Source organism: Leyella stercorea DSM 18206, assembly GCF_000235885.1.
GTDB classification, from domain to species: Bacteria; Bacteroidota; Bacteroidia; order Bacteroidales; family Bacteroidaceae; genus Prevotella; species Prevotella stercorea.
On record NZ_JH379378.1, the window covers coordinates 1 to 20,533 of the forward strand.

Sequence of the window (20,533 nt, forward strand, 5' to 3'; positions counted from 1 at the left end):
TTAGAATAAGGGAGTTTTGACACACCTTCCACATCGGGCTTTCGTGCTCATACCACATGGCTACGGCAAGAATGCCGTAGCCTCCTACCCTCTACTCTTTTAGTTTTAACTCGTCCTGCAAGCGCACAATCTCGTCGCGGTACTGCGCAGCTTGCAGGAAGTCGAGATTTTTCGCCGCAGCCTTCATCAGTTCGGTGGTGTCGGCAATGCTCTTCTCAAGCTGCTTGCGCGTCATGCGCTTCACTACGGGATCGGCAGCGAAAGCCGTTGGTTCTGGTTCGATATATGGGCGGTAAGAAGTAGATGTGGGGCGAGGTTGAGACGTTGATACTGGTGCTGAGTTCTCAGTCGACTTTGCACTGTCCATGAAACCTGAGAGTGCCCCCTTGATGTCCTTGCGTATCTGCTGCGGAACGATACCGTGGTCGGCGTTATACTTCAACTGCAACTGGCGGCGGCGTGCCGTCTCGTCGATGGTTCGCTGCATGCTGTCGGTTATCTTGTCGGCGTACATTATAACCTTTCCGTTCACGTTGCGCGCCGCTCTACCAGCGGTCTGCGTAAGCGAGCGATGACTGCGCAGGAAGCCCTCCTTGTCGGCATCGAGGATAGCCACAAGCGACACTTCGGGCAGGTCCAATCCCTCGCGCAGAAGGTTTACGCCTACAAGCACGTCGTACATACCGGCACGCAGGTCGTTCATAATCTTCACGCGGTCGAGCGTTGCCACGTCGCTGTGTATATAGTTGGCGCGTACGTCGTGGGCAAGAAGATACTCGGTAAGCTCTTCCGCCATACGCTTCGTGAGCGTGGTGACAAGTACACGCGAGTCGTGCTCACGACACTGCACAATCTCCTCAAACAAGTCGTCAATCTGGTTCTCGCTCGGTCGCACTTCGATGATTGGGTCGAGCAGTCCGGTAGGACGTATAATCTGTTCAACCACAACGCCTCCTGCCTCATCTAACTCGAAGTCAGCAGGCGTTGCAGACACGTACACAACTTGATTGATCATGTCCATGAACTCGTCGAACTTCAACGGGCGGTTGTCGAACGCGGCAGGCAGACGGAAACCATACTCCACAAGGTTCTGTTTGCGGGCGCGGTCGCCACCATACATAGCACTGATCTGTGGCACCGACACATGGCTCTCGTCTATAAACATAAGAAAGTCCTTCGGGAAGAAATCGAGCAGACAGTAAGGGCGCTGCCCTGGTTCGCGTCCGTCGAAGTAGCGCGAGTAGTTTTCGATGCCGGAGCAATGTCCAAGTTCCTTTATCATCTCCATGTCGTACTCCACGCGCTCTTTGATGCGCTGCGCACGAATATGGTCGCCCACCGACTCGAAGAAGTCGATTTGTTTAAGCAAGTCGTCCTGTATAAGGCGTATTGCCGATTCGGTCTGCTCCTTCGATGTGACGAACAGATTGGCAGGATAAATCTTATAGTCGGCAAACTCGGCAATGCGTTTGAACGTAACGCTATCCACCTCCTCAATGCTGTCTATCTCATCGTCCCACCATGTTATGCGTAGCACATTGTCGCTGTAAGCCATGAACACATCCACAGTATCGCCTTTCACGCGGAATGTACCACGCGTTAAGTCTATATCGTTGCGCAGATATAGCGCATCAACGAGTTTACGCAAGAAAGCGTTGCGGTCTACCGTTTCGCCCCTCTTCACCGAGATGACGCTATTCGCCATAGCCGTAGGACCACCCATACCGTAGATGCACGACACCGACGATACGACAACAACGTCCTTTCTGCCCGAGAGCAGCGCACTTACAGCCGACAGACGCAGTTTGTCGATGTCCTCGTTGATGGCAAGGTCTTTCTCTATGTACGTATCCGACGACGGCAGATAAGCCTCCGGCTGATAGTAGTCGTAGTACGAAACGTAATACTCCACGGCGTTGTCGGGGAAGAAGCTCTTCATCTCCTCATACAACTGTGCAGCAAGCGTCTTGTTATGGCTCAATATGAGCGTAGGTCGCCCCACGTTAGCTATGACATTAGCCATAGTGAACGTCTTGCCCGAACCCGTTACGCCAAGCAATACTTGGGCATGTTCGCCGTTCATCACTCCGTCGGTGAGCTGGCGTATCGCCTCGGGCTGGTCGCCCGTAGGCTGAAACTTTGAGGATATCTTGAAGTCCATGTGTCGTCATTAAATTAAAATACACGCAAAAAGCGGAACTACAAATATATACAAAAGAAAGAAAACGCTCAAACATTTTATCGTTTTTATTCTAAAAAGATGCCATTAAGCCGTAATAACATGCAAAATCAGCAAGTTATAGCGTGAAGATTTTATAAAAAGAGAAAGTATTCTTTGTAGTTAAATAAATAATATGTATTTTTGCAGTTCAAAAAGTATCGAATTATGAAGAAATCACTATATGCTGCAATTCTTGCAACGGTTCTCTTCTCGAGTTGCGCCAATGAGTTCAACCGGGTCTACAAGACCTCTGACAACACATACAAATACGAATATGCCAAAGAGAGTTATGCCAACGGCAAGTATGTGCGCGCATCATCATTGTTGCAAGGTTTGGTGACAATGCAGAAAGGCACCGACAACGCTCAAGAGAGTCTTTACATGTTGGCTATGGCTGAATACAATAGTAAGGACTACGAGGGAGCAGCCGCTACATTCAAGAAATACTTCCAAAGTTATCCCAAAGGCGTATACGCGGAGAAGGCAGAGTTCTACATCGGCATGAGCCTCTACAACTGCACACCGGAGCCGCGTCTCGACCAATCGCAGACAGTAAACGCCATCGCTGCCTTCCAGGAGTATATGGATCTCTATCCCGACGGCGAGGATCGTGCTACTGCGCAGCAGAAACTCTTCGAGTTGCAGGACAAACTGGTGCAGAAAGAACTCTACTCAGCTCAGCTCTACTACGACCTCGGTCAGTACTTCGGCAACTGCACATACGGAGGTAACAACTACGAGGCTTGCATCATCACTGCTCAGAACGCTCTGAAAGACTATCCTTACACCAACTTGCGCGAGAAGTTTTCGCTGCTCGTGATGAAGAGCAAGTTCGAACTGGCACAGCAGAGTGTTGAGGAGAAGAAGCTTGAGCGCTACCAGGATGCAGAGGACGAGTGCTACGGATTTATCAACGAGTACCCCGACTCAAAAAACAAGGCTACCGCAGAGAAGTACATAAACAAGTGTAAGAACTACATCAAAGATTAATAACAATATTTGAACATACAAAATTCAATTATAAAATATATGGATTATAAAAAGTCAAAAGCACCAGTAAACACAGTGACACGCAACATCATGGACCTCTGTGATCAGACTGGAAACATCTACGAGAGCGTAGCTATCATTTCTAAGCGTGCAAACCAGATTGCTGTAGAAATCAAGCAGGATCTCAACAAGAAGTTGGCTGAATTCGCTTCGTACAACGATTCGCTCGAGGAAGTGTTCGAAAACCGTGAGCAGATTGAAATCTCACGCTACTACGAGAAACTGCCGAAGCCAACACTTTTGGCAACCCAGGAGTTCATTGAGGGCAACGTTTACTTCCGCGACCCGTCACAGGACAACAATCAAGAGCAGGCGTAATGATACAACGTAAGCAATCGTTGTTCCTCTTGCTCGCTTTCATTGCCACGGTGGTTTGCCTTTGCTTGCCTATAGCAGAGATAGCACCGATGGGAATGGGCGGAAGCATTAAGCTCTATAACCTCTGCATCATCACAAGCGCAGGTGCCAACTACTCCGTATGCGGATTGTTCGGCATCCTCGCAATGAGTGCAGCACTCAGCTTGGGAACAATATTCCTCTACAACAACCGAAAGCTACAGAGCAAGTTTTGCGTATGCAACCTATTCTTACTCATAGCATGGTACATCGTACTGGGAGTGACAGCACGCAACACATCGCCTGTTGACTTCTCTTTCAACTTAGCTTTCGCAGCATGTCTGCCTGCCATAGCTGCCATCTTGGTGTTTATGGCTCGCGCTGGAGTGATACACGATGAGAAACTCGTGCGTGCAGCAGACAGAATTAGATAAGAACTTTTATAATTTACATACTACGACAAAGGCTGTGAAGCGATAATGCTTCACAGCCTTTGTCGTTTTGTTGCCATTGAACCATGCTACAGTAACGCGGTATAGTTGCTTTCGCAGCGTTGGAACGATACTACCATAACTATTAGTTCAACTTACAGCTTCAGCTTCTTCTTCACTGGCTTACTCTCATTGCTCATGCGGTCGAGTGCCGTCACAACGTATGTATAACGTGCAGTGCCGTCAACGTAAGGCAACTTATAGTGCTCTTTGTCGGTGATAGTAACTATCTTTGCAGGATTATCCAAATTGATTTTCTCACCCTTCTCAAAGCGATAAACGACATACTTGTGCACCTCATCATCCCAATGCTTAGCCTTAGGCTTTGTCCAGAACAACACGTATCCGTCGCTTGTCCACACCGGCTTCACCTTCTTCGGCTTCTTCGGAGCCTTCGAATCGATGAAAGGCATCAACGGTTGCAGGGCTGGATAACGCCAATACTTATTACGGAGCATTGTGCCATAGTTGCCTACATTGTCTACTGCAGCCTTAGCATACCAAAGTACGGTGCCGTCTACGTTAGGCAACTTGGAGTGCAACGCAAACTTAGCCGGCATCTGATTTATCTTCGGGTTGTCCACATCAGCAAACTTCGCTGTGCGTTCCACATCTTCACCGATATACAACGGACGTGCCGATGCGTAGCGGTTCCACCACTCTATCAGTGTCTTATAGTCGGCTGCGGTATGACCAATCTGCCAATACAACTGTGGCACACTATAGTCAATCCATCCGTTGTTCACCCACAACAGTACGTCGGCATAAAGGTCGTCATAGTTCTGTGTACCCTTGGTAAGGCTGCCCACCTCTACTCCATCGCGTTTGTTGCGATAGATGCCAAAAGGCGATATGCCGAACTTCACCCACGGCTTCAGACGGTGGATAGCTTCGCCACACTCCTTAATGAACACGTTCACATTGTCACGGCGCCAGTCCTCACGATTGCTGATGCCATTGCTGTTCGCAGCATATTCGCGGTCGTCTGGTATCTGCAGCCCAGCTACTGGGTACGGATAGAAATAGTCATCCATGTGTATGCCGTCAATGTCGTAACGCTCGACGATGTCGTTCACCACATTTATTATATACTCGCGGTTCTCGCGCATACCTGGATTAAGAATGAAGAGTCCGTCGTAAGGGAACACACGTCCCGGATTGGTCATTGCTATGTGTTTCGGGTCGAGACTCGAAGTGAATTTAGTCTTTGCACGATATGGGTTAAGCCAAGCGTGCAACTCCATGCCACGCTTGTGGCACTGGTCGATCATCCACTGCAGTGGGTCCCAGTACGGTTGCGGTGCCTTACCCTGTACGCCTGTAAGGAAGCGGCTCCACGGCTCAATATCACTCTGATAGAGAGCATCGCACTCGGCACGCACTTGGAAGAAGATAGCGTTCACACCATCCTTCTGCAACTCGTCGAGTTGATAGGTCAGTGTCTGCTGCATCTTCTCGGTAGACATACCGATGAACTGCCCGTTTACGCACTGAATCCACGCTCCGCGAAACTCACGCTTCTTAGGCGTGTAGCCATTACTGGCAGCAAACAGATTGGCACAGAAAATCAGCAGTGCCAAGAAAAAGATTTTTCTAATGTTTAGATTGTTTGTCATTATGATTGTACTGATTATTTATATTTCATTTTCATCGTGTTGAATAACAATCACAGAATTAGTTTTTAGAGGTCAATCGCTTTATAACGCTATATGCATTATATAATCCGAGCTCGCCAGCCTTGCTCAAGTCGGCAATGCCTTCATGCTGCGAGCCGTTCTTTATGCGCGCCAATCCTCGGTTATAGTAAGCCTCAGCGAGTCCGTTGTCGATATTTATGGCACGTGTAAAGTCGTCGATGGCGTGTACATAGTCCTTATTGACGAGCAGCGCACAACCGCGGTTGTAATACAGGAACTGGTTCTCATGATCGAGCATGATAGCCTGATTTAGGCAATCGACAACCTTTGAACGATTTAACGCAAACGTCATATCATGATTAAGCCTGTCTTTTTCGACAGTGCTATTCGACAATACAGTCGCATTGCTAAACTCGTTAGCCATCGACTGGCAGTAGGCTTTATGCCAAAGAGCCAATACGGATGTGCTGTCCGATTCGAGTACCGTATTAAGGTCGCTGAGCGCAGCGTCATAATTCTGCGTCACACTCTCTGCCACAGCCCTTTGGATGAGCAACGGCATGATACGCTTCTCGCTATGCTCGGCATTGATACGAGTCGACAGCGAGTCGACAACAGCAAGATAATGTTGCGAGAGCGTCTCGTCAAGGCGCTGCTGCTTGTTATTAACATAGATAACAAGCGATGGGTTGCGTCGGTTGAATGCGTCAACACTCGGCACAAAAGGCTGATAAGAGCGCACATCATTAGCGTAGCGCACCAACGAGAGGCAGAACATCGGCAGCGGCTCGTTGCCAGCCACACGATTCTGTACACGTCCTCTATAATCGCTCTTGTATTCATGCTCAGCGGAGTTGTCGTCGGACACTACAATTTGGTTATATTTCTCCATGTCTATCTCGCTGCGACGGCGCATCTGCTTCGCCTTAGCTGCGCTCCAACGCATCTGTTTGCCCACGCGCTTGTCCATCTGCGCCTTCAAGATGCGGAACTCGTCGAGTTCAGCCTTAGCCGTCATACCAAGACGGCGATAGCAGTTGGCACGTCGCGAAAGACCAGTCCAGAAGTTTGGAAACTGATTGATAACCGTTGAATAGTCGCGTATGGCAGCACGCAGATTGCCTGTCTTATCAAGCAATATGGCGCGGTTGAAGATTGCGAGCACATTCTTTGGCTCCATGCGTATCACGTAATCGAAGTCCTCAATGGCACGATTGTCGTCACCAAGGTTCATGCGGAGCAATCCACGATTATAATGAGCGAGGAAGTTATCGGGATCGAAATCTATGGCGGTGTCATAGTCGGACATCGCGCCACGTAGGTTGTTGGTATTATAGCGCGCCAAAGCACGGTTGACATAGTTGGCAGCGTTTTTCGGCTTCAGGTGTATCACCTTACTAAGATATGTGTCGGCATTCTTCCACTCGGCACGCGAGAGAGCAATCATGCCACGCATATTCCATGCATCCACATCGTATGGAGCCACCTGCAGAGACTTGTCGAGCCATTTATCGGCAGTGAGTGTGTCGGCTTGCAAGAGATAGACCTGCGCCTTTAACGAATAGGCACTGGCATAGGACTTCCAACGTGTGATAACAGTATCAAGGTCGAGCTGCGCCTGAACGTAGTCCTTGTCCTCAATACGACAGAGCGCACGATTGTACCACGCTGTTTGGTTCTGTGGGTTCAGATTTATAGAGCGTGTGTAATCGTCAATGGCTTGTGCATAGTGCTTCTGACGAATGCGGCAGAGTCCGCGCAACTCGAACATATTAAAGACATACGGATTAAGTTCTATCGCCTTGGTCACGTCAGCCTCAGAACCCGTATAGTCGTCGAGATAGAACTTTGCAAGTCCGCGATAAAACCAAGGCTCGTAGAGATAAGGCTTTGCAGCAAGAGCTTGGTTGAAATACTGAATAGAAAGCACATAGTCCTCATAGTACAATGCGCTCTGCCCCGAGATAATAAGACGATTGGTGTTGTATTGCGCCCGTATCTCATGCAACGGCAGAATAGCAAGTAATATAAGGACTATGATATGCTTCATAAAATAATATGTGTTTATTTTCTGGGTATCTTCGTGCGATAAGCGCAGCGGAAACGACCTTGCAGAAGGTCCTTAAGCTTACCGCGAATCATCTGTTTGCGCATCGGCGATATACGGTCGACGAACACTGTACCCTCCAGATGGTCGAACTCGTGCTGCATCACGCGAGCCAAGTAACCTTCCACCCATTCGTCGTGTTCTACGAAGTTCTCGTCTTGATAGCGTACATGTATGCGTGTCGGACGCTTCACATTCTCGTGTATTCCAGGCAGAGAGAGACATCCCTCCTCCATAGACTTCTTCTCAGAGTTCTCATCATATTCAAGAATGTGCGGATTGATATAGGCACGTCTGAAACCCTTGTACTCTGGATAGTCCTCGCTGAGTACATCAATATCAATAACAACAACGCGAATATCCAAACCAACCTGTGGAGCAGCAAGACCGATGCCGTCGCTTGCGTCCATTGTTTCAAACATATTAGCTATCAATGTCTGCAATTCGGGATAGTCGGGTGTGATGTCCTGAGCCTCTTTACGTAAGACAGCGTTGCCGTAAGTATAAATAGGTAAAATCATGATTCTTTTATTTTCCCTTCATCCGAAGGTAATCTTGTAGAATGATTGTGGCACTTATTTCGTCGACAAGTGCTTTGTTCTGACGGGCCTTCTTACTTATGCCACTATCAATAATCGTCTTATGAGCCAATACAGATGTGAAGCGTTCGTCGTAGAACTCAACCGGAATGTCGGGAAGCGTCTTGCGCAACTTGGCTACAAACTGCTTCACACGAGGAAGGTTCTCGCTCGGCTCGCCGTTAAGTTGTTTCGGCTCACCCACAACGATACGTTCTACGCTCTCACGAGCCACGTAATTCTGCAAGAAACTCATAAGTTCGCACGTAGCAACTGTCGCCAATCCGCCAGCTATGATTTGTAGCGGATCGGTGACAGCTATACCCGTGCGCTTCTTTCCATAATCAATCGAAAGTATTCGCGCCACTATATTAATAATGTTTTAGAATTATTTCTTGTAAAGAAGCCAAGCACCTGGGTACTGACCAATGAGCTGATCACGAGACTGTGCAGCCTCTCCCTTTGTTGCAAATGTAGCAGCAACAACGCGATAGAGGTTACGATCTGAATTGAATACAATCTGCGCATTGTGACCAGCTGCCTTCAACTGGCTCTGCAAGCCTTCCGCGTTAGCCTTCACGCCGAAAGAACCAACAACAACGCTGAAGTTGTTCAAACCAGAACCATCAACAAGAGTAAAGTTCTCCGAACGTACTGCTACGTTGTCAGTGTTGTCTACAACTGTTGTTTCCGTTACAGGTCGCTCTACGAGCGGAGCTACAACCGGCACTTCTTCTTGAACAGGTGCAACTGGCTGCTCTGCTGGTTGCTCCTGCTTTGCTTGAGCCTTCTCGTAAGCCTTCTTGTATGCGCTTTCGCTTGATTTACAGCTTGTAAATGCCAATACAGCACAGAGACCTGCGCACAAAAACATATTCTTCTTCATATTCTTAAATGATTTAATTGATTTATCGATTGTCGTTTTTATACATTTTGATGCGAAATTACAAAATATATCATAAACAAAGGACTATCACGTGCATAAAGTTTGTTAAATAGGGCTGACACAAAATTTTTATTAAAAAAGTTGCAAAGAAATTACTTTATACAAAAACTTTTGCTATATTTGCACTATCATAATTTATTAACTTAAAATTAAAAGACATGAAAGCATTAGGTTACATTGGAGCATTCCTCGGCGGTGCACTCGCCGGAACTGCATTAGGAGTTCTTCTCGCCCCAGAAAAGGGAAGTGAAACACGCACACGCATCGGTGACGCTGTTGGCGATTTCTGCAAGAAACACAACATCCGCGTTAGCCGCAAAGAGGTTGAGGACCTTGTTGATGATATCAAGGACGCAACTGACGACGAAATTTAATAACAAGCAACGAAAGCAAAACGTAAAGCAAGATGTTCTCAACAGATAAAAACATAGAGACCATTGCTGAGCTTATCGAAGCTGTCAAGAATTACATCGGGCTTCAAACAAAATATGCGAAGCTCGATGTAATTGAAAAGATTGTGCGACTGCTCACAGCACTTACTATGTTGGCTGTGCTATTGTTGCTTCTTTTCATCGGACTAATCTATCTATCCTTTGCAACAGCTTACGCGCTCGCACCACTCATTGGCACAGCGTTGGCATTTGCCTGCGTTGCGGGTGGTTATTTTGTTATGCTCTTTCTGTGCATGATATTTAGAAAAAGATGGATTGAACGTCCACTCGTAAAGTTTCTCGCTGGTCTGCTGATGAACGAATAGTAATCAGCATCACTTTTATACACATACGTTTATGTCACAAATCGAACCCATTGAATTACCGCAGACTATCACCTCGCTCGAAGACATTTCTGCATACAAGGATAGTTTACACAAACAAATTGAACAAGAAGAGGAGCGTATAGCCAACAAGTGGAACGACCTGTTCCACAAAGAAGAAACTATGCCTCAAGGCAAAGCTCAGAAGTTCGCAAAGATGCTGAGTTTAGGTACAACTATGTTCGATGGAATGATGCTCGGTTGGAAACTTTACCGCAAATATCAAGAAGGGGCTTTCATATTGGGAAAAACAAAAAAGAAGCGCAAGTAAGCCCTACGCTTCATTCTTAATTAGTCATTATTCATTATTAATTCCTAACCCCTAATACTCAACATTCAGTTTAAGCCCATCGTACGCCAACGTAAGTCCATTTGGCATACGTTTGTTTGCCTCATCATATAGTCCGATGTGGTGGCACACATGCGTTATATACGTCTGACATGCCCCTATCTGCTGTGCGAACCTCGCAGCATCATCAACCAATTGGTGTGAATGATGCTCCTTCTCAAAGCGCAAAGCGTTCACCACAAGCGTCTCCACACCTTCGAGATACGGAAACTCTGTATCAGCTATTGTCTTCATATCCGTGATATAAGCGAACTTGCCGATGCGAAATCCGAGTATCGGCATCTTGCCGTGCATCACTTCTATTGGCATTATCTCCAAATCGCCTATGTGCAAAGGCTCGTGCGGACGCACATTATGTAGTTCAAGACGTGGCACTCCAGGATAAAGATGTTCTCCAAAACAATATGGCATAGCCAATCGCACTTGCTCACATGTCTTCTCGTCACCATACAAATGTATTGGTCCAAACACAGAGAACGGGCGCAAGTCGTCGATACCTCCTACATGATCGTAATGTATGTGTGTGAGTAGTATGGCATCCAATGGCTTGAATGGTAGCGGCATCAGCTGCTGGCGTATATCCGGACCGCAATCGATAAGCACACGTGTGCCACCTGCCGACTCAATAAGAGCTACGCAGCGCAGACGACGGTCACGCAAATCGCTACTGCGACACACCTCACACTGGCAGCCAAGCGACGGTACGCCACCAGACGTGCCTGTACCAAGCAATGTAACCGTAATTGTATTTTTGTTTGACATCATTCGTAATCATTTACCAGTGACTTGTCAGCACATCTATAGCCGTATCTACCAACTCGCCTACTTATATAACATTCACTTCTGGATGTATCTCTATGCCGAACTTGTTGCGCACGTCTTCTATGATACGCTTATAGAGCGCGACAACCTCCTCACCCGTTGCTCCGCCACGATTGACGAGTACAAGTGCCTGACGGTCGTGCACTCCTACCCTACCGAGCGATGCACCTTTCCATCCACACTGCTCAATCATCCAGCCTGCAGGAATCTTAATATGTTCAGCATCCACAACGTAATGCGGCATACCCTCATACCGTGCAGCAAGACGTTCATATACATCGCGCCCAACTACAGGATTCATAAAGAAGCTGCCGGCGTTACCCATAACCTTCGGGTCCGGCAGTTTTGCCTCACGTATATTTATGATGGTCTGACGCAACTGCTGCGCTGTCGGCTTACTTATTCCTTGCTCCTCAAGCGAGTGGCGTATATTGCCATAGTCGAGGTCTGGACAGAAATTTAACGAGAAGCAGTATGTCACGTGGGTTATCACGTAATGGTCTTTCCACTCGTTTTTGAAACGGCTCTGACGATAAGCATACTTGCAATCCTCATTTGTCATCTCCACTACGTTGCCCGTAGCAATATCCACAGCCTCTACCTTTGTTATCAAATCCTTTGCCTCAACGCCGTATGCACCTATATTTTGCACCGCACTAGCTCCCACCTCGCCTGGTATCAGCGAGAGGTTCTCAGCTCCATGCCAACCATTGTCGACAGCGTAGGCTACGATATCGTCCCACGTTTCGCCTGAGCCACAACGCAGCCATACCTTCTTATCGCTACGCTTCACCACTTCACGTCCCTTAATAGCCGAATGAAGCACCGTTCCTGTGAAGTCGCGAGTGAGCAGTAGATTGCTTCCGCCACCGATGATAAGTAGTGGGCGGTCTGCTTCCGTAAGCGTGCGCACAAATGTCTGCACATCGTCTACATCACCAAACTCCACAAAGCGACGACACAAACCAGCTATACCGAATGTATTGTGCGCAAGTAGATTATAATTCTTGAGGTCTTTCATCACATTATAAGTTTCATTAGTTTCCAGCCACCATCTTTCTTGCGAAAAGTTAGTTCTGTTTCTATACCATTAGCAATGCCTCGTATCACGAAAATCTTCTGATTACTCTCCGTATATTTCTGTCCATAAAGTATATTATAAATCACCTTATTGGGCAGTTCGGGAGCAAACGATAACCACTGTTCGGGTGCGAGAATGCCATTCATTGTCTCAAAATCGTCATCAGGACTCGGTCCGCTGAACTCCAATGGGTCATTAACGCTTGCCACCTGGAAAGCGGTATCGTTCACAAATTCCTGATAGAAATGCAAGAACGAAGCGTTCTTACTCTTAGCCAGACTCTCGTTGCGTATGGAAGTCATCATCCACAGACCACGTCTGCGCTCAAAGACATATTGCTTCATACTATACTTTGGTAGGTTTATGCGCTCCACTACGACGTGCGAGATAGAGGTATCCTTCACCACTTCCATTTGGTGCTGATTGTCAAATATCAATGTATAGAAGTCTTGATTCATAAAAAAGTGATCAGTCTTCCACGCTTTCCTTGCAATGTAGGTTTTCTCCTTACCAGTAAACACGGGCAGTGGGAACACGATGCGCTTGCTTTGCAACTTACGATTGGCAGCAAAGTTAAAGAAAAAGTCGTCGAAGAGTTCGTCTGCGGCTTTCGGCATTGGTGTCGCAGCAATAATTTCATCTTCTACAGAATCCATCACAGCGGTTGTATCGACCGTAATAATGGTGTCGCTATCTACGGCAGATGTGTTTTTCTCGGTGCATCCAGAAGATGAAAAACAAACGATGCCCACCAAAATAGCGAGCACTACGAATAAAACTGATTTTCTCATACTACAATCTATACAATTGACAGGCTTTACAAAGCCCTCAAATTTTTGGCAAAAGTACAACTTTATTTCGATAAACTTCTTTATTAGACTAAAAAATATTACCTTTGCAATGATTTTTATATGTTAGTAAATAAGCTATATAATTTTAATTATGTTAGAAAAGATAGAAGAGCTTCTTAAGGAAGTGAACAATCTTAAGGCGTCAAATGCTGAAGAGATTGAACAACTGCGACTGAAATACCTCAGCAAGAAGGGCGAGATTACAGCTCTTATGGCTGATTTCCGCAACGTAGCTGCGGATCAAAAGAAGGTAGTCGGCATGAAGATTAACGAGCTGAAGCAGGCTGCCATGCAGAAGATTAACGAGCTGAAGGAACAGAATGCTGAGGCGGAGGAGTCGGCTGACGACATCGACTTAACACGCTCGGCTTACCCTATAGCTCTTGGCACACGCCATCCGCTCACCATTGTGAAGAATCAGATAATTGACATATTCCAGCGCATGGGTTTCACACTTGCAGAAGGACCGGAGATTGACGACGACTTGCACGTATTCACGAAGCTTAACTTCGCAGCAGACCATCCGGCACGTGACATGCAGGACACATTCTTCATCGAGCAGAGTGCCTCAGAAGTGACCAAGAACATTCTTCTGCGTTCGCACACATCAAACGACCAGAGCCGCATCATGGAGCGCCAGCAGCCTCCAATCCGCGTCATCTGCCCGGGTCGTGTGTATCGCAACGAGGCCATCTCAGCACGCGCTCACTGCTTCTTCCATCAGCTTGAGGGTCTTTACATTGATAAAAACGTGTCGTTCACCGACTTGAAGCAGGTGCTTCTCACTTTCGCACGCGAGCTCTTCGGTCCGGACACAAAGATTCGTCTGCGTCCGAGCTACTTCCCATTCACAGAGCCAAGCGCAGAGATGGACATCTCTTGCCACATTTGTGGCGGTAAGGGCTGCGGTTTCTGCAAGCACACTGGCTGGGTAGAGATTTTGGGTTGTGGTATGGTAGACCCGAACGTGCTCGAGGCTTGCGGCATCGATAGCAAGGTGTACACCGGCTACGCTTTCGGTCTTGGCATCGAGCGTATCACCAACTTGAAGTATCGTGTAGCCGATCTGCGTATGTTCTCTGAGAACGATGTACGCTTCCTCGACGAGTTCGTTTCTGCCGACTAAAAGCATACATTATATATAAAGCAACTGGAGCAAAGTCCGATTGTTGTACATTATACAACGAACGGGGCTTTACTCCTGTTGTTTTTTTATGATAACTGCATACTTTTTTTATTATATAGCAACATTTTAGACTAACTAATTTCGGTTTGTGCTCAGTTTGTGCTAACTTTGTTGCTAACTATGCACTCAAACAATACGATAGAAAAGAGTTTCACTACAGAACATGCCATGCTGTTCTTCAAAGAGATTGAAGAAGTGGCTGCAGGCAGCTTCGCCATTCATGCGAAGTACGCTATGTTGCGCGATATATTCAAGCGCATAGTGAATCAAGCACTCTCACAAACAAGTATTAACTTTATAGGCTTATTCGCCAAGGTCGACTACCTTATGAAGCAGTTGGATGTGCCCACTGACACCGCTCAACTAATTCACGATACACGGCGAATGCTTAATGCCATACACACCACATCAGAAAACGAGCTGACCACTTCGCTTCCGTACGACCTAAACGCAACGACGTTGCTCGTAGAGTTGTTGTCCGAAAGTATGGCACCCACATCGCTAACAGCCTACTTCCCTACCACCAACCGCAAACGACGTTGGAGCAAACTCGACGCTAAAGTCTTGCGCTGCGTCGTCGAACAATGGGACGATCAATATATCTACGCCACGGAGGAACAGAATGCTTCATCCGTGAAGGTGTGTTATAGTACACAGAACGAGTATCTATGGTTGGGAGGAAAAGCCGATTGGTCGTACTTGAAACAGATTTTGCATAAAAACACACAAATCAACCTCGTGCATATTCGCATCGAGGACGGCGTGTATATGCCCGAACTCATCATCTACGAACCCGATTATCTGATAGATATCACCGCCGTCGCCTCGTGTTTCGAGACCTACGCCGAGTCGCCATACGTCCACTTGCTCAACATGTTGAAGCCACCACCCAATACCGTACATATACACTTGGGTAACCTCGCTGGACAATTCCTCGACGAAACAATACACAACAAACACACCTCCTTCAACGAGAGCATTATCGACTTCTTCCATCACAACGCTATAAGCCTCACTTCATGCGAAGACCTCAAGGATACACAGACCGTGGCTCGCTTCTATAGCGACGCACGCCAGCAGCAACAAAATATAGCGAACCTCATTGGCAAGGTATTACCACAAGAGGTTAAAGAGTTCGATGCACGTGCCGTAGTGCTTGAACCAACGTTCTTTAGTGAGGTATTGGGTATTCAGGGACGACTCGACTTGCTGCACGTAAAGAATGGTGACATCACCATCATCGAGCAGAAGTCGGGCAAGGGTGCCTTCGTGCCTTTCCCCACCGACGATTTCAATCCCAACCGCCCCGAACCGCAAGAGAAGCACCTCGTGCAGCTCTCGCTCTATCGCGCCTTGTTCAACTACGAGTTCGGCAAGCGTGCCGACCAGTTGCGCCACTTCATGCTCCTCTACTCAAAGTATTCTGAGGGATTGGTATCGATAGCCAATATGCCCCAACTCACCTTGCGCGCCATACGTATGCGTAACCTTTTGACGTGGCTCAACATTAGCTGCACAAATGACGGCTTCAACATTCTCACCTCACTAACACCCGAGATACTCAACCGCAACCATCTCACAGGACGATTGTGGGTTCAATGGGTGCGCCCCGAACTGGAACGCACTCTCAATCCTATAAGCCAAGCCTCAACCTTAGAGCGTGCCTATTATCTGCGTTTTCTGCGTTTCATCAGCAAGGAGCATCTGCTCTCAAAGATTGGAAACAAAACAAAAGACGACAGCGGATTTGCTGCCGCATGGCTCGACACGCTCGAAGACAAACGTGCTGCGGGTAATATCTACGAAGAATTAACCATTGAATCGTTCGGCGAGAACGGCGATACTATCGAGCGTTTACAACTGAAGTTCAGTGCTGCACGTTCGGTAGATACTTCCAATTTCCGCTTGGGCGACATCGTAATCCTCTACCCTTACCGCCACGGCGAAGTGCCGAACGCCTGCGCTCAGATGGTTCACCGCGCATCTATCAGCAACATTACAGAAGCAGGCGTAGAGGTGGTGCTGCGCAACCCACAAACCGACCATCGTCTGTTTCTTTCTGCCGAAGACACACGCTGGGCGATAGAGCACGATATGTTTGAGTCGTCCGTAAAATCGCTATATAGTGGTTTACACAGTTTTCTCTCCACACCTCAACCACGCCGCGACCTTATCCTTTGTCAGCGCAAGCCGACTGTCGACGAAAGCATTACGCTCGCAGGCGACTATGGTGCCTTCAACCAGCTCGTGCTACATGCCAAACAAGCACGCGACCTATTCCTCGTAATCGGACCTCCAGGAACGGGCAAAACATCGTTCGCCTTGCTCAACATACTCAAAGAGGAGCTAACCAACCCCAACGCCAACGTCCTGCTCCTCTCCTACACCAACCGAGCCGTCGACGAAATATGCAGCAAACTTGCAGAGAGCGACATCGACTTCCTACGTATCGGTTCGGAGCTCAACTGCGAAAAGACATTCAAACCCCACCTGCTCTGCAATCGTGCTACGACTTGTCCCAACGCACACGCTGTAGCCAATCTCATCAGCAACACACGGGTATTCTGCGCCACAACGACTGCGCTCAATGCCAACATCCACCTACTGAAGATTAAGCACTTCGACCTCGCCATAATCGACGAAGCCTCGCAGATACTCGAGCCTCATCTCATCGGTCTGCTCTCGGCACGCACCTCCATAACTCAAAACTCAATCAGTCGTTTCGTGCTCATCGGCGATCATAAGCAGCTACCTGCCGTGGTGCAGCAGACCGCAGAGGAGTCGCAGGCGGACGAACCTGAGCTACACGCCATACACCTTACCAACTGTCGTCTCTCGCTCTTCGAGCGTCTGCTCACAAACTGCAAGACCACCGACGGCTACAACCCACACCTCGTCTACATGCTCACACATCAGGGACGCATGCATCAGGAAATAGCCGAGTTTTCGAACATCGAGTTCTACGGCAGTAAGCTCGCCGTTGTGCCGCTACCTCATCAGACGCTACCGCCAGATACGGATGAACTCTCAGAACTCAAAATTCAGAACTCAAAATACAAATATCCGAACGGAATCGTTCAGATATTGAACGCCCATCGCATAGCGTTCATCGCCTCGCCACGTGTGGGCAATACTACGGCAATGAAGACCAATCAGGTCGAAGCGGAAATAATAGCAGCTACAGTGATGCAGATATTCAGCAGCACAGCCGACAGTTTTGACGAAGCACAGACCATAGGCATAATCGTGCCCTACCGCAACCAGATTGCTACAATACGCAACGCTATTGACGCTGCCTATCGCACGATGTTCGGCAACGCTGACAGCAAGCAGGATGAAGCACAACGTAACAAACTTCACAACATCACTATCGATACCGTGGAACGCTATCAAGGTTCGCAACGCGACTATATCATCTACGGCTTCACCGTGCGCCACCCCTATCAACTCCGCTTCCTCACAAACAACACATTCGAGGAGGACGGAATGCGCATCGACCGCAAACTGAACGTAGCCATGACTCGCGCACGACTGCATCTGATTATGGTGGGCAACCCCGAAGTACTTCAGCAGGACGAGACATTCAGCCGACTCATCAACTTCGCAAAACAGAGAGATGCCTACTACGACATACCTGCAGAGAAATATTGCGCAGGCAACTTCCTTGTGAATACAGACAAAGAATAACAACTAAAAACACATAGCAATATGAACACAATAACCATGCTCGGCACGGGCAACGCAACCGTCACTCAATGCTACAACACCTGCTTCGCCCTACAGACTGACACCACCCTACTGCTCGTTGACGGCGGTGGGGGCAACGGCGTACTCAGACAACTGAAGAAAGCAGGTATCGGCATCGCAGACATACATCATCTCTTCGTAACCCACGCCCACACCGACCACATACTCGGCGTGATATGGATAATACGTATGGTGGCGCAATGTAAAGACTACGAGGGTCAGTTCCACGTGTATGGAAACGACAAGGTGCAACTCGTAATTCGCACCATCATTGACATGATTCTCGCTAAGAAACAGCTGGCAAAGGTGACTGAACGTGTGGTTTTCCACGAACTGCACAATGGCGACACATTCGAGGTGGGCAACATCGGTATGCAGTGCTTTGACATCCACTCCACAAAGGAGAAGCAGTACGGTTTTCGCGCCGAACTGCCCGGAACTACTGTTGTCTGTCTCGGCGACGAACCGTACAACCAGCAGAACCGTCTCATGGTAGAACACGCCGACTGGCTCCTCTGCGAGGCTTTCTGCCTCTACGCCGACCGCGAGGAGTTCAAGCCCTACGAGAAGTCGCATAGCACAGCACTCGATGCCGGTAAACTCGCCACCAAACTCGGCGTGAAGAACCTGCTGCTCTACCATACCGAGGAGAAGACTCTTGCCACACGCCGCGAGACCTATACACGCGAAGCAGCACAACACTTCAAGGGCCGCATCGTTGTGCCCGACGACCTGGAAGAAGTTCTGCTGTAAACCATCCGTAGCGGAGGTCTCCGGCCTCCGCTACACCCAACAAGACAAGCATTACACATACTTATATAAGCGTATCCGACATGTTTCGTATAAGTAATAAAAACAAAAGAACTATCGTTTTTATTACTTATACGAAACAAAAATGGTATCAAAATCAAACCAAAATAGTTGCTTGGTCTTTACCAAACATCGGACACCGAACGCAATCCGATTGAACGCCGAACGCAATCTGATTGGACGCCGAACGCAATCTGATTGGGCGGCGAACGCAATCTGATTGGGCGGCGGACGCAATCCAATCGGATTGCGTTCGGGTGACGGTGAGAAAAGCTTAAGAAAACGATAGAAACTTCAGTTACTTAACCAATGTTATATGGCAAAGTTACACTTTCGTTCTTATACCACCCACCAATTATCCCAAGCGGGTCTAACCATCGGAAATAAAAGGATAGCAAGGTGATGTAATGTTGGCAGAGCAAATCAAGGCGCAGCGCATTCTTGACATCCAGAGAGAGGGTCTTGTGGATTGGGACAAGGTGAAGAAGTCACGCATGACACTTACCAAGTGGATGGATGACTTTGTGAAGTACACGAGTTAAGCGATTAATAAAAGTACAATCACCGCAATAATACTATTGGTTTTAAGTTTTTTAAAATAAAAATTACGCTAAAATCTGCCGAATAACTTAAAATGAGTTATTTACGAACTTTTCACCTCAACTGACACGGTTAATTTTCTGTAATTATATAATGTGGCAGAATCGTAATTGCAGAAAAAGACGTATTTTTGTAGCTAAATATTCAGAATAGCTAATGAATAAAGAAAAACACGACTTCTTCCTCCATTCCAATGAGGTGAACCACATCAGCAAGGAGGATTACGACAAGATAGAACTGTTGGTGAATGCGACAAAGGCTTTTGCCCGCAGCACCTACCAGTGCGTCTATATCATCGACTATTTTCATCAGGACTTCATCTATGCATCAGACAACCTCGCTTATCTCTGCGGATTGGAACCCGAGCAATTGATGGAGGCTGGCTATCAGATGTATATAGACCACGTGCCGGATGCCGACCTGCAGATGCTGCTCGAAGTAAACAAGAAGGGATTCGACCTTTTCAACGAACTGCCCGTAGGCGACCGACTTGACTATACCATCTCGTATGATTTTCATCTTACCAATGGCAAGCATAGCCGATTGATTCATCATCACCTCACTCCGATACTTCTTTCCGAAGACGGAAGAATATGGCTTGCCCTCTGCACCGTATCTTTGGCAGCTACCGATGAGCCGGGACATATCATCATGCAGAAGAATGGTGAGCGCGGCTATTATGAATATTCCACCTCGCGCCACAAGTGGGAAAAGAAAGAAGGCATAACCTTGAGCGAGACAGAGAGAGAAGTATTGAGATTGTCTGCCCAAGGTTACACGATGAATGATATTGCCGACTGACTGTGCAAATCGGTTGACACGATAAAGGCTTGCAAGCGCAACCTTTTCGCTAAGCTTGGCGTGAAGAACATTGCCGAGGCGCTGTTTCATGCCACTAACTATCAGA

The 20,533-nt window shown here is 47.7% G+C and carries 20 protein-coding genes; 11 read left to right on the top strand and 9 right to left on the bottom strand.

Translation table 11 applies throughout. The features are described from left to right. Positions 1–91: 91 nt before the first annotated feature. On the bottom strand, positions 92–2,161 hold the full coding sequence (gene uvrB, locus HMPREF0673_RS02625) for an excinuclease ABC subunit UvrB (protein WP_007897566.1): 2,070 nt from the start codon (positions 2,159–2,161) through the stop codon (positions 92–94). Between the two features lie 225 nt (positions 2,162–2,386). Here uvrB and HMPREF0673_RS02630 point away from each other — a divergent pair, with 225 nt between their 5' ends. The 3 genes from HMPREF0673_RS02630 to HMPREF0673_RS02640 are packed head-to-tail and all read left to right on the top strand — an operon-like array spanning position 2,387 to position 4,041. Next, complete coding sequence (locus HMPREF0673_RS02630; RefSeq protein ID WP_007897568.1) at positions 2,387–3,211, top strand: outer membrane protein assembly factor BamD; 825 nt, start codon at positions 2,387–2,389, stop codon at positions 3,209–3,211. Between the two features lie 39 nt (positions 3,212–3,250). After that, on the top strand, positions 3,251–3,589 hold the full coding sequence (locus HMPREF0673_RS02635) for a DNA-directed RNA polymerase subunit omega (protein WP_007897570.1): 339 nt from the start codon (positions 3,251–3,253) through the stop codon (positions 3,587–3,589). Then, complete coding sequence (locus HMPREF0673_RS02640) at positions 3,589–4,041, top strand: DUF4293 domain-containing protein (RefSeq protein WP_007897572.1); 453 nt, start codon at positions 3,589–3,591, stop codon at positions 4,039–4,041. The genes HMPREF0673_RS02635 and HMPREF0673_RS02640 overlap by 1 nt, the downstream gene beginning before the upstream one ends. Positions 4,042–4,193: 152 nt before the next feature. On the opposite strand, the gene HMPREF0673_RS02645 is transcribed toward HMPREF0673_RS02640, so the two are convergent. The 5 genes from HMPREF0673_RS02645 to HMPREF0673_RS02665 are packed head-to-tail and all read right to left on the bottom strand — an operon-like array spanning position 4,194 to position 9,306. Further along, positions 4,194–5,714, bottom strand: a complete 1,521-nt coding sequence (locus tag HMPREF0673_RS02645) for a glycoside hydrolase family 10 protein (RefSeq protein WP_007897574.1) — start codon at positions 5,712–5,714, stop codon at positions 4,194–4,196. Positions 5,715–5,772: 58 nt separating this feature from the next. Continuing rightward, on the bottom strand, positions 5,773–7,785 hold the full coding sequence (locus HMPREF0673_RS02650) for a tetratricopeptide repeat protein (RefSeq protein WP_007897575.1): 2,013 nt from the start codon (positions 7,783–7,785) through the stop codon (positions 5,773–5,775). A 14-nt stretch (positions 7,786–7,799) separates the two neighbouring features. Beyond that, positions 7,800–8,363 (bottom strand): peptide deformylase, encoded by a 564-nt coding sequence (def, locus tag HMPREF0673_RS02655; RefSeq protein WP_007897577.1) that lies wholly within the window; start codon positions 8,361–8,363, stop codon positions 7,800–7,802. Between the two features lie 7 nt (positions 8,364–8,370). Then, a complete protein-coding gene (gene ruvX / locus HMPREF0673_RS02660; protein WP_007897578.1) occupies positions 8,371–8,787 on the bottom strand; it encodes a Holliday junction resolvase RuvX in 417 nt (138 codons plus the stop codon). 21 nt (positions 8,788–8,808) lie between these two features. Further along, the gene (locus tag HMPREF0673_RS02665) at positions 8,809–9,306 is read right to left on the bottom strand and encodes an SPOR domain-containing protein (RefSeq protein ID WP_007897579.1); all 498 of its coding nucleotides are present in this window, start codon (positions 9,304–9,306) and stop codon (positions 8,809–8,811) included. A 218-nt stretch (positions 9,307–9,524) separates the two neighbouring features. On the opposite strand from HMPREF0673_RS02665, the gene HMPREF0673_RS02670 reads away from it, so the two are divergent. The 3 genes from HMPREF0673_RS02670 to HMPREF0673_RS02680 are packed head-to-tail and all read left to right on the top strand — an operon-like array spanning position 9,525 to position 10,451. Next, entirely contained in the window at positions 9,525–9,740 is a 216-nt protein-coding gene (locus HMPREF0673_RS02670; protein ID WP_007897580.1) for a YtxH domain-containing protein, read from the top strand. Positions 9,741–9,772: 32 nt separating this feature from the next. Beyond that, the gene (locus HMPREF0673_RS02675) at positions 9,773–10,123 is read left to right on the top strand and encodes a phage holin family protein (protein ID WP_007897581.1); all 351 of its coding nucleotides are present in this window, start codon (positions 9,773–9,775) and stop codon (positions 10,121–10,123) included. Positions 10,124–10,154: 31 nt separating this feature from the next. Further along, positions 10,155–10,451, top strand: coding sequence for a hypothetical protein (locus HMPREF0673_RS02680; protein WP_007897582.1), 297 nt, complete (start codon positions 10,155–10,157; stop codon positions 10,449–10,451). Between the two features lie 51 nt (positions 10,452–10,502). On the opposite strand, the gene HMPREF0673_RS02685 is transcribed toward HMPREF0673_RS02680, so the two are convergent. The 3 genes from HMPREF0673_RS02685 to HMPREF0673_RS02695 form a co-directional block, all read right to left on the bottom strand. Then, complete coding sequence (locus tag HMPREF0673_RS02685; protein ID WP_050804935.1) at positions 10,503–11,294, bottom strand: MBL fold metallo-hydrolase; 792 nt, start codon at positions 11,292–11,294, stop codon at positions 10,503–10,505. A 61-nt stretch (positions 11,295–11,355) separates the two neighbouring features. After that, a complete protein-coding gene (gene murB, locus HMPREF0673_RS02690; protein ID WP_007897585.1) occupies positions 11,356–12,372 on the bottom strand; it encodes a UDP-N-acetylmuramate dehydrogenase in 1,017 nt (338 codons plus the stop codon). Beyond that, complete coding sequence (locus HMPREF0673_RS02695) at positions 12,372–13,223, bottom strand: DUF4348 domain-containing protein (protein WP_040596258.1); 852 nt, start codon at positions 13,221–13,223, stop codon at positions 12,372–12,374. The genes murB and HMPREF0673_RS02695 overlap by 1 nt, the downstream gene beginning before the upstream one ends. Positions 13,224–13,371: 148 nt before the next feature. Between HMPREF0673_RS02695 and pheS the strand changes: the two genes are divergently transcribed. The 5 genes from pheS to HMPREF0673_RS02715 all read left to right on the top strand — a co-directional run bounded on the left by pheS (position 13,372) and on the right by HMPREF0673_RS02715 (position 20,427). After that, positions 13,372–14,409 carry a phenylalanine--tRNA ligase subunit alpha gene (pheS, locus tag HMPREF0673_RS02700; protein WP_040596256.1) on the top strand — a complete coding sequence of 346 codons (1,038 nt, stop codon included), beginning with the start codon at positions 13,372–13,374 and terminating at the stop codon, positions 14,407–14,409. Positions 14,410–14,589: 180 nt separating this feature from the next. Beyond that, positions 14,590–18,156, top strand: coding sequence for an AAA domain-containing protein (locus tag HMPREF0673_RS02705; protein ID WP_007897589.1), 3,567 nt, complete (start codon positions 14,590–14,592; stop codon positions 18,154–18,156). Between the two features lie 21 nt (positions 18,157–18,177). Then, positions 18,178–18,969, top strand: coding sequence for an MBL fold metallo-hydrolase (locus tag HMPREF0673_RS02710; protein ID WP_007897590.1), 792 nt, complete (start codon positions 18,178–18,180; stop codon positions 18,967–18,969). Positions 18,970–19,433: 464 nt separating this feature from the next. Beyond that, positions 19,434–19,568, top strand: a complete 135-nt coding sequence (locus HMPREF0673_RS14970; protein ID WP_007897592.1) for a hypothetical protein — start codon at positions 19,434–19,436, stop codon at positions 19,566–19,568. Between the two features lie 214 nt (positions 19,569–19,782). After that, positions 19,783–20,427 (top strand): helix-turn-helix transcriptional regulator, encoded by a 645-nt coding sequence (locus HMPREF0673_RS02715; RefSeq protein ID WP_007897593.1) that lies wholly within the window; start codon positions 19,783–19,785, stop codon positions 20,425–20,427. Positions 20,428–20,533 lie beyond the last annotated feature (106 nt).

Coding starts and splice junctions, on each gene's coding strand:
- HMPREF0673_RS02695 (WP_040596258.1), bottom strand. CDS start 13,223: ATGAGAAAATCAGTTTTATTCGTAGTGCTCGCTATTTTGGTGGGCATC.
- def (WP_007897577.1), bottom strand. CDS start 8,363: ATGATTTTACCTATTTATACTTACGGCAACGCTGTCTTACGTAAAGAG.
- uvrB (WP_007897566.1), bottom strand. CDS start 2,161: ATGGACTTCAAGATATCCTCAAAGTTTCAGCCTACGGGCGACCAGCCC.
- HMPREF0673_RS02665 (WP_007897579.1), bottom strand. CDS start 9,306: ATGAAGAAGAATATGTTTTTGTGCGCAGGTCTCTGTGCTGTATTGGCA.
- HMPREF0673_RS02680 (WP_007897582.1), top strand. CDS start 10,155: ATGTCACAAATCGAACCCATTGAATTACCGCAGACTATCACCTCGCTC.
- HMPREF0673_RS02710 (WP_007897590.1), top strand. CDS start 18,178: ATGAACACAATAACCATGCTCGGCACGGGCAACGCAACCGTCACTCAA.
- HMPREF0673_RS02650 (WP_007897575.1), bottom strand. CDS start 7,785: ATGAAGCATATCATAGTCCTTATATTACTTGCTATTCTGCCGTTGCAT.
- HMPREF0673_RS02685 (WP_050804935.1), bottom strand. CDS start 11,294: ATGATGTCAAACAAAAATACAATTACGGTTACATTGCTTGGTACAGGC.
- HMPREF0673_RS02645 (WP_007897574.1), bottom strand. CDS start 5,714: ATGACAAACAATCTAAACATTAGAAAAATCTTTTTCTTGGCACTGCTG.
- HMPREF0673_RS02705 (WP_007897589.1), top strand. CDS start 14,590: ATGCACTCAAACAATACGATAGAAAAGAGTTTCACTACAGAACATGCC.
- HMPREF0673_RS02670 (WP_007897580.1), top strand. CDS start 9,525: ATGAAAGCATTAGGTTACATTGGAGCATTCCTCGGCGGTGCACTCGCC.
- HMPREF0673_RS02715 (WP_007897593.1), top strand. CDS start 19,783: ATGAATAAAGAAAAACACGACTTCTTCCTCCATTCCAATGAGGTGAAC.
- HMPREF0673_RS02635 (WP_007897570.1), top strand. CDS start 3,251: ATGGATTATAAAAAGTCAAAAGCACCAGTAAACACAGTGACACGCAAC.
- murB (WP_007897585.1), bottom strand. CDS start 12,372: ATGAAAGACCTCAAGAATTATAATCTACTTGCGCACAATACATTCGGT.
- HMPREF0673_RS14970 (WP_007897592.1), top strand. CDS start 19,434: ATGTTGGCAGAGCAAATCAAGGCGCAGCGCATTCTTGACATCCAGAGA.
- HMPREF0673_RS02675 (WP_007897581.1), top strand. CDS start 9,773: ATGTTCTCAACAGATAAAAACATAGAGACCATTGCTGAGCTTATCGAA.
- HMPREF0673_RS02630 (WP_007897568.1), top strand. CDS start 2,387: ATGAAGAAATCACTATATGCTGCAATTCTTGCAACGGTTCTCTTCTCG.
- HMPREF0673_RS02640 (WP_007897572.1), top strand. CDS start 3,589: ATGATACAACGTAAGCAATCGTTGTTCCTCTTGCTCGCTTTCATTGCC.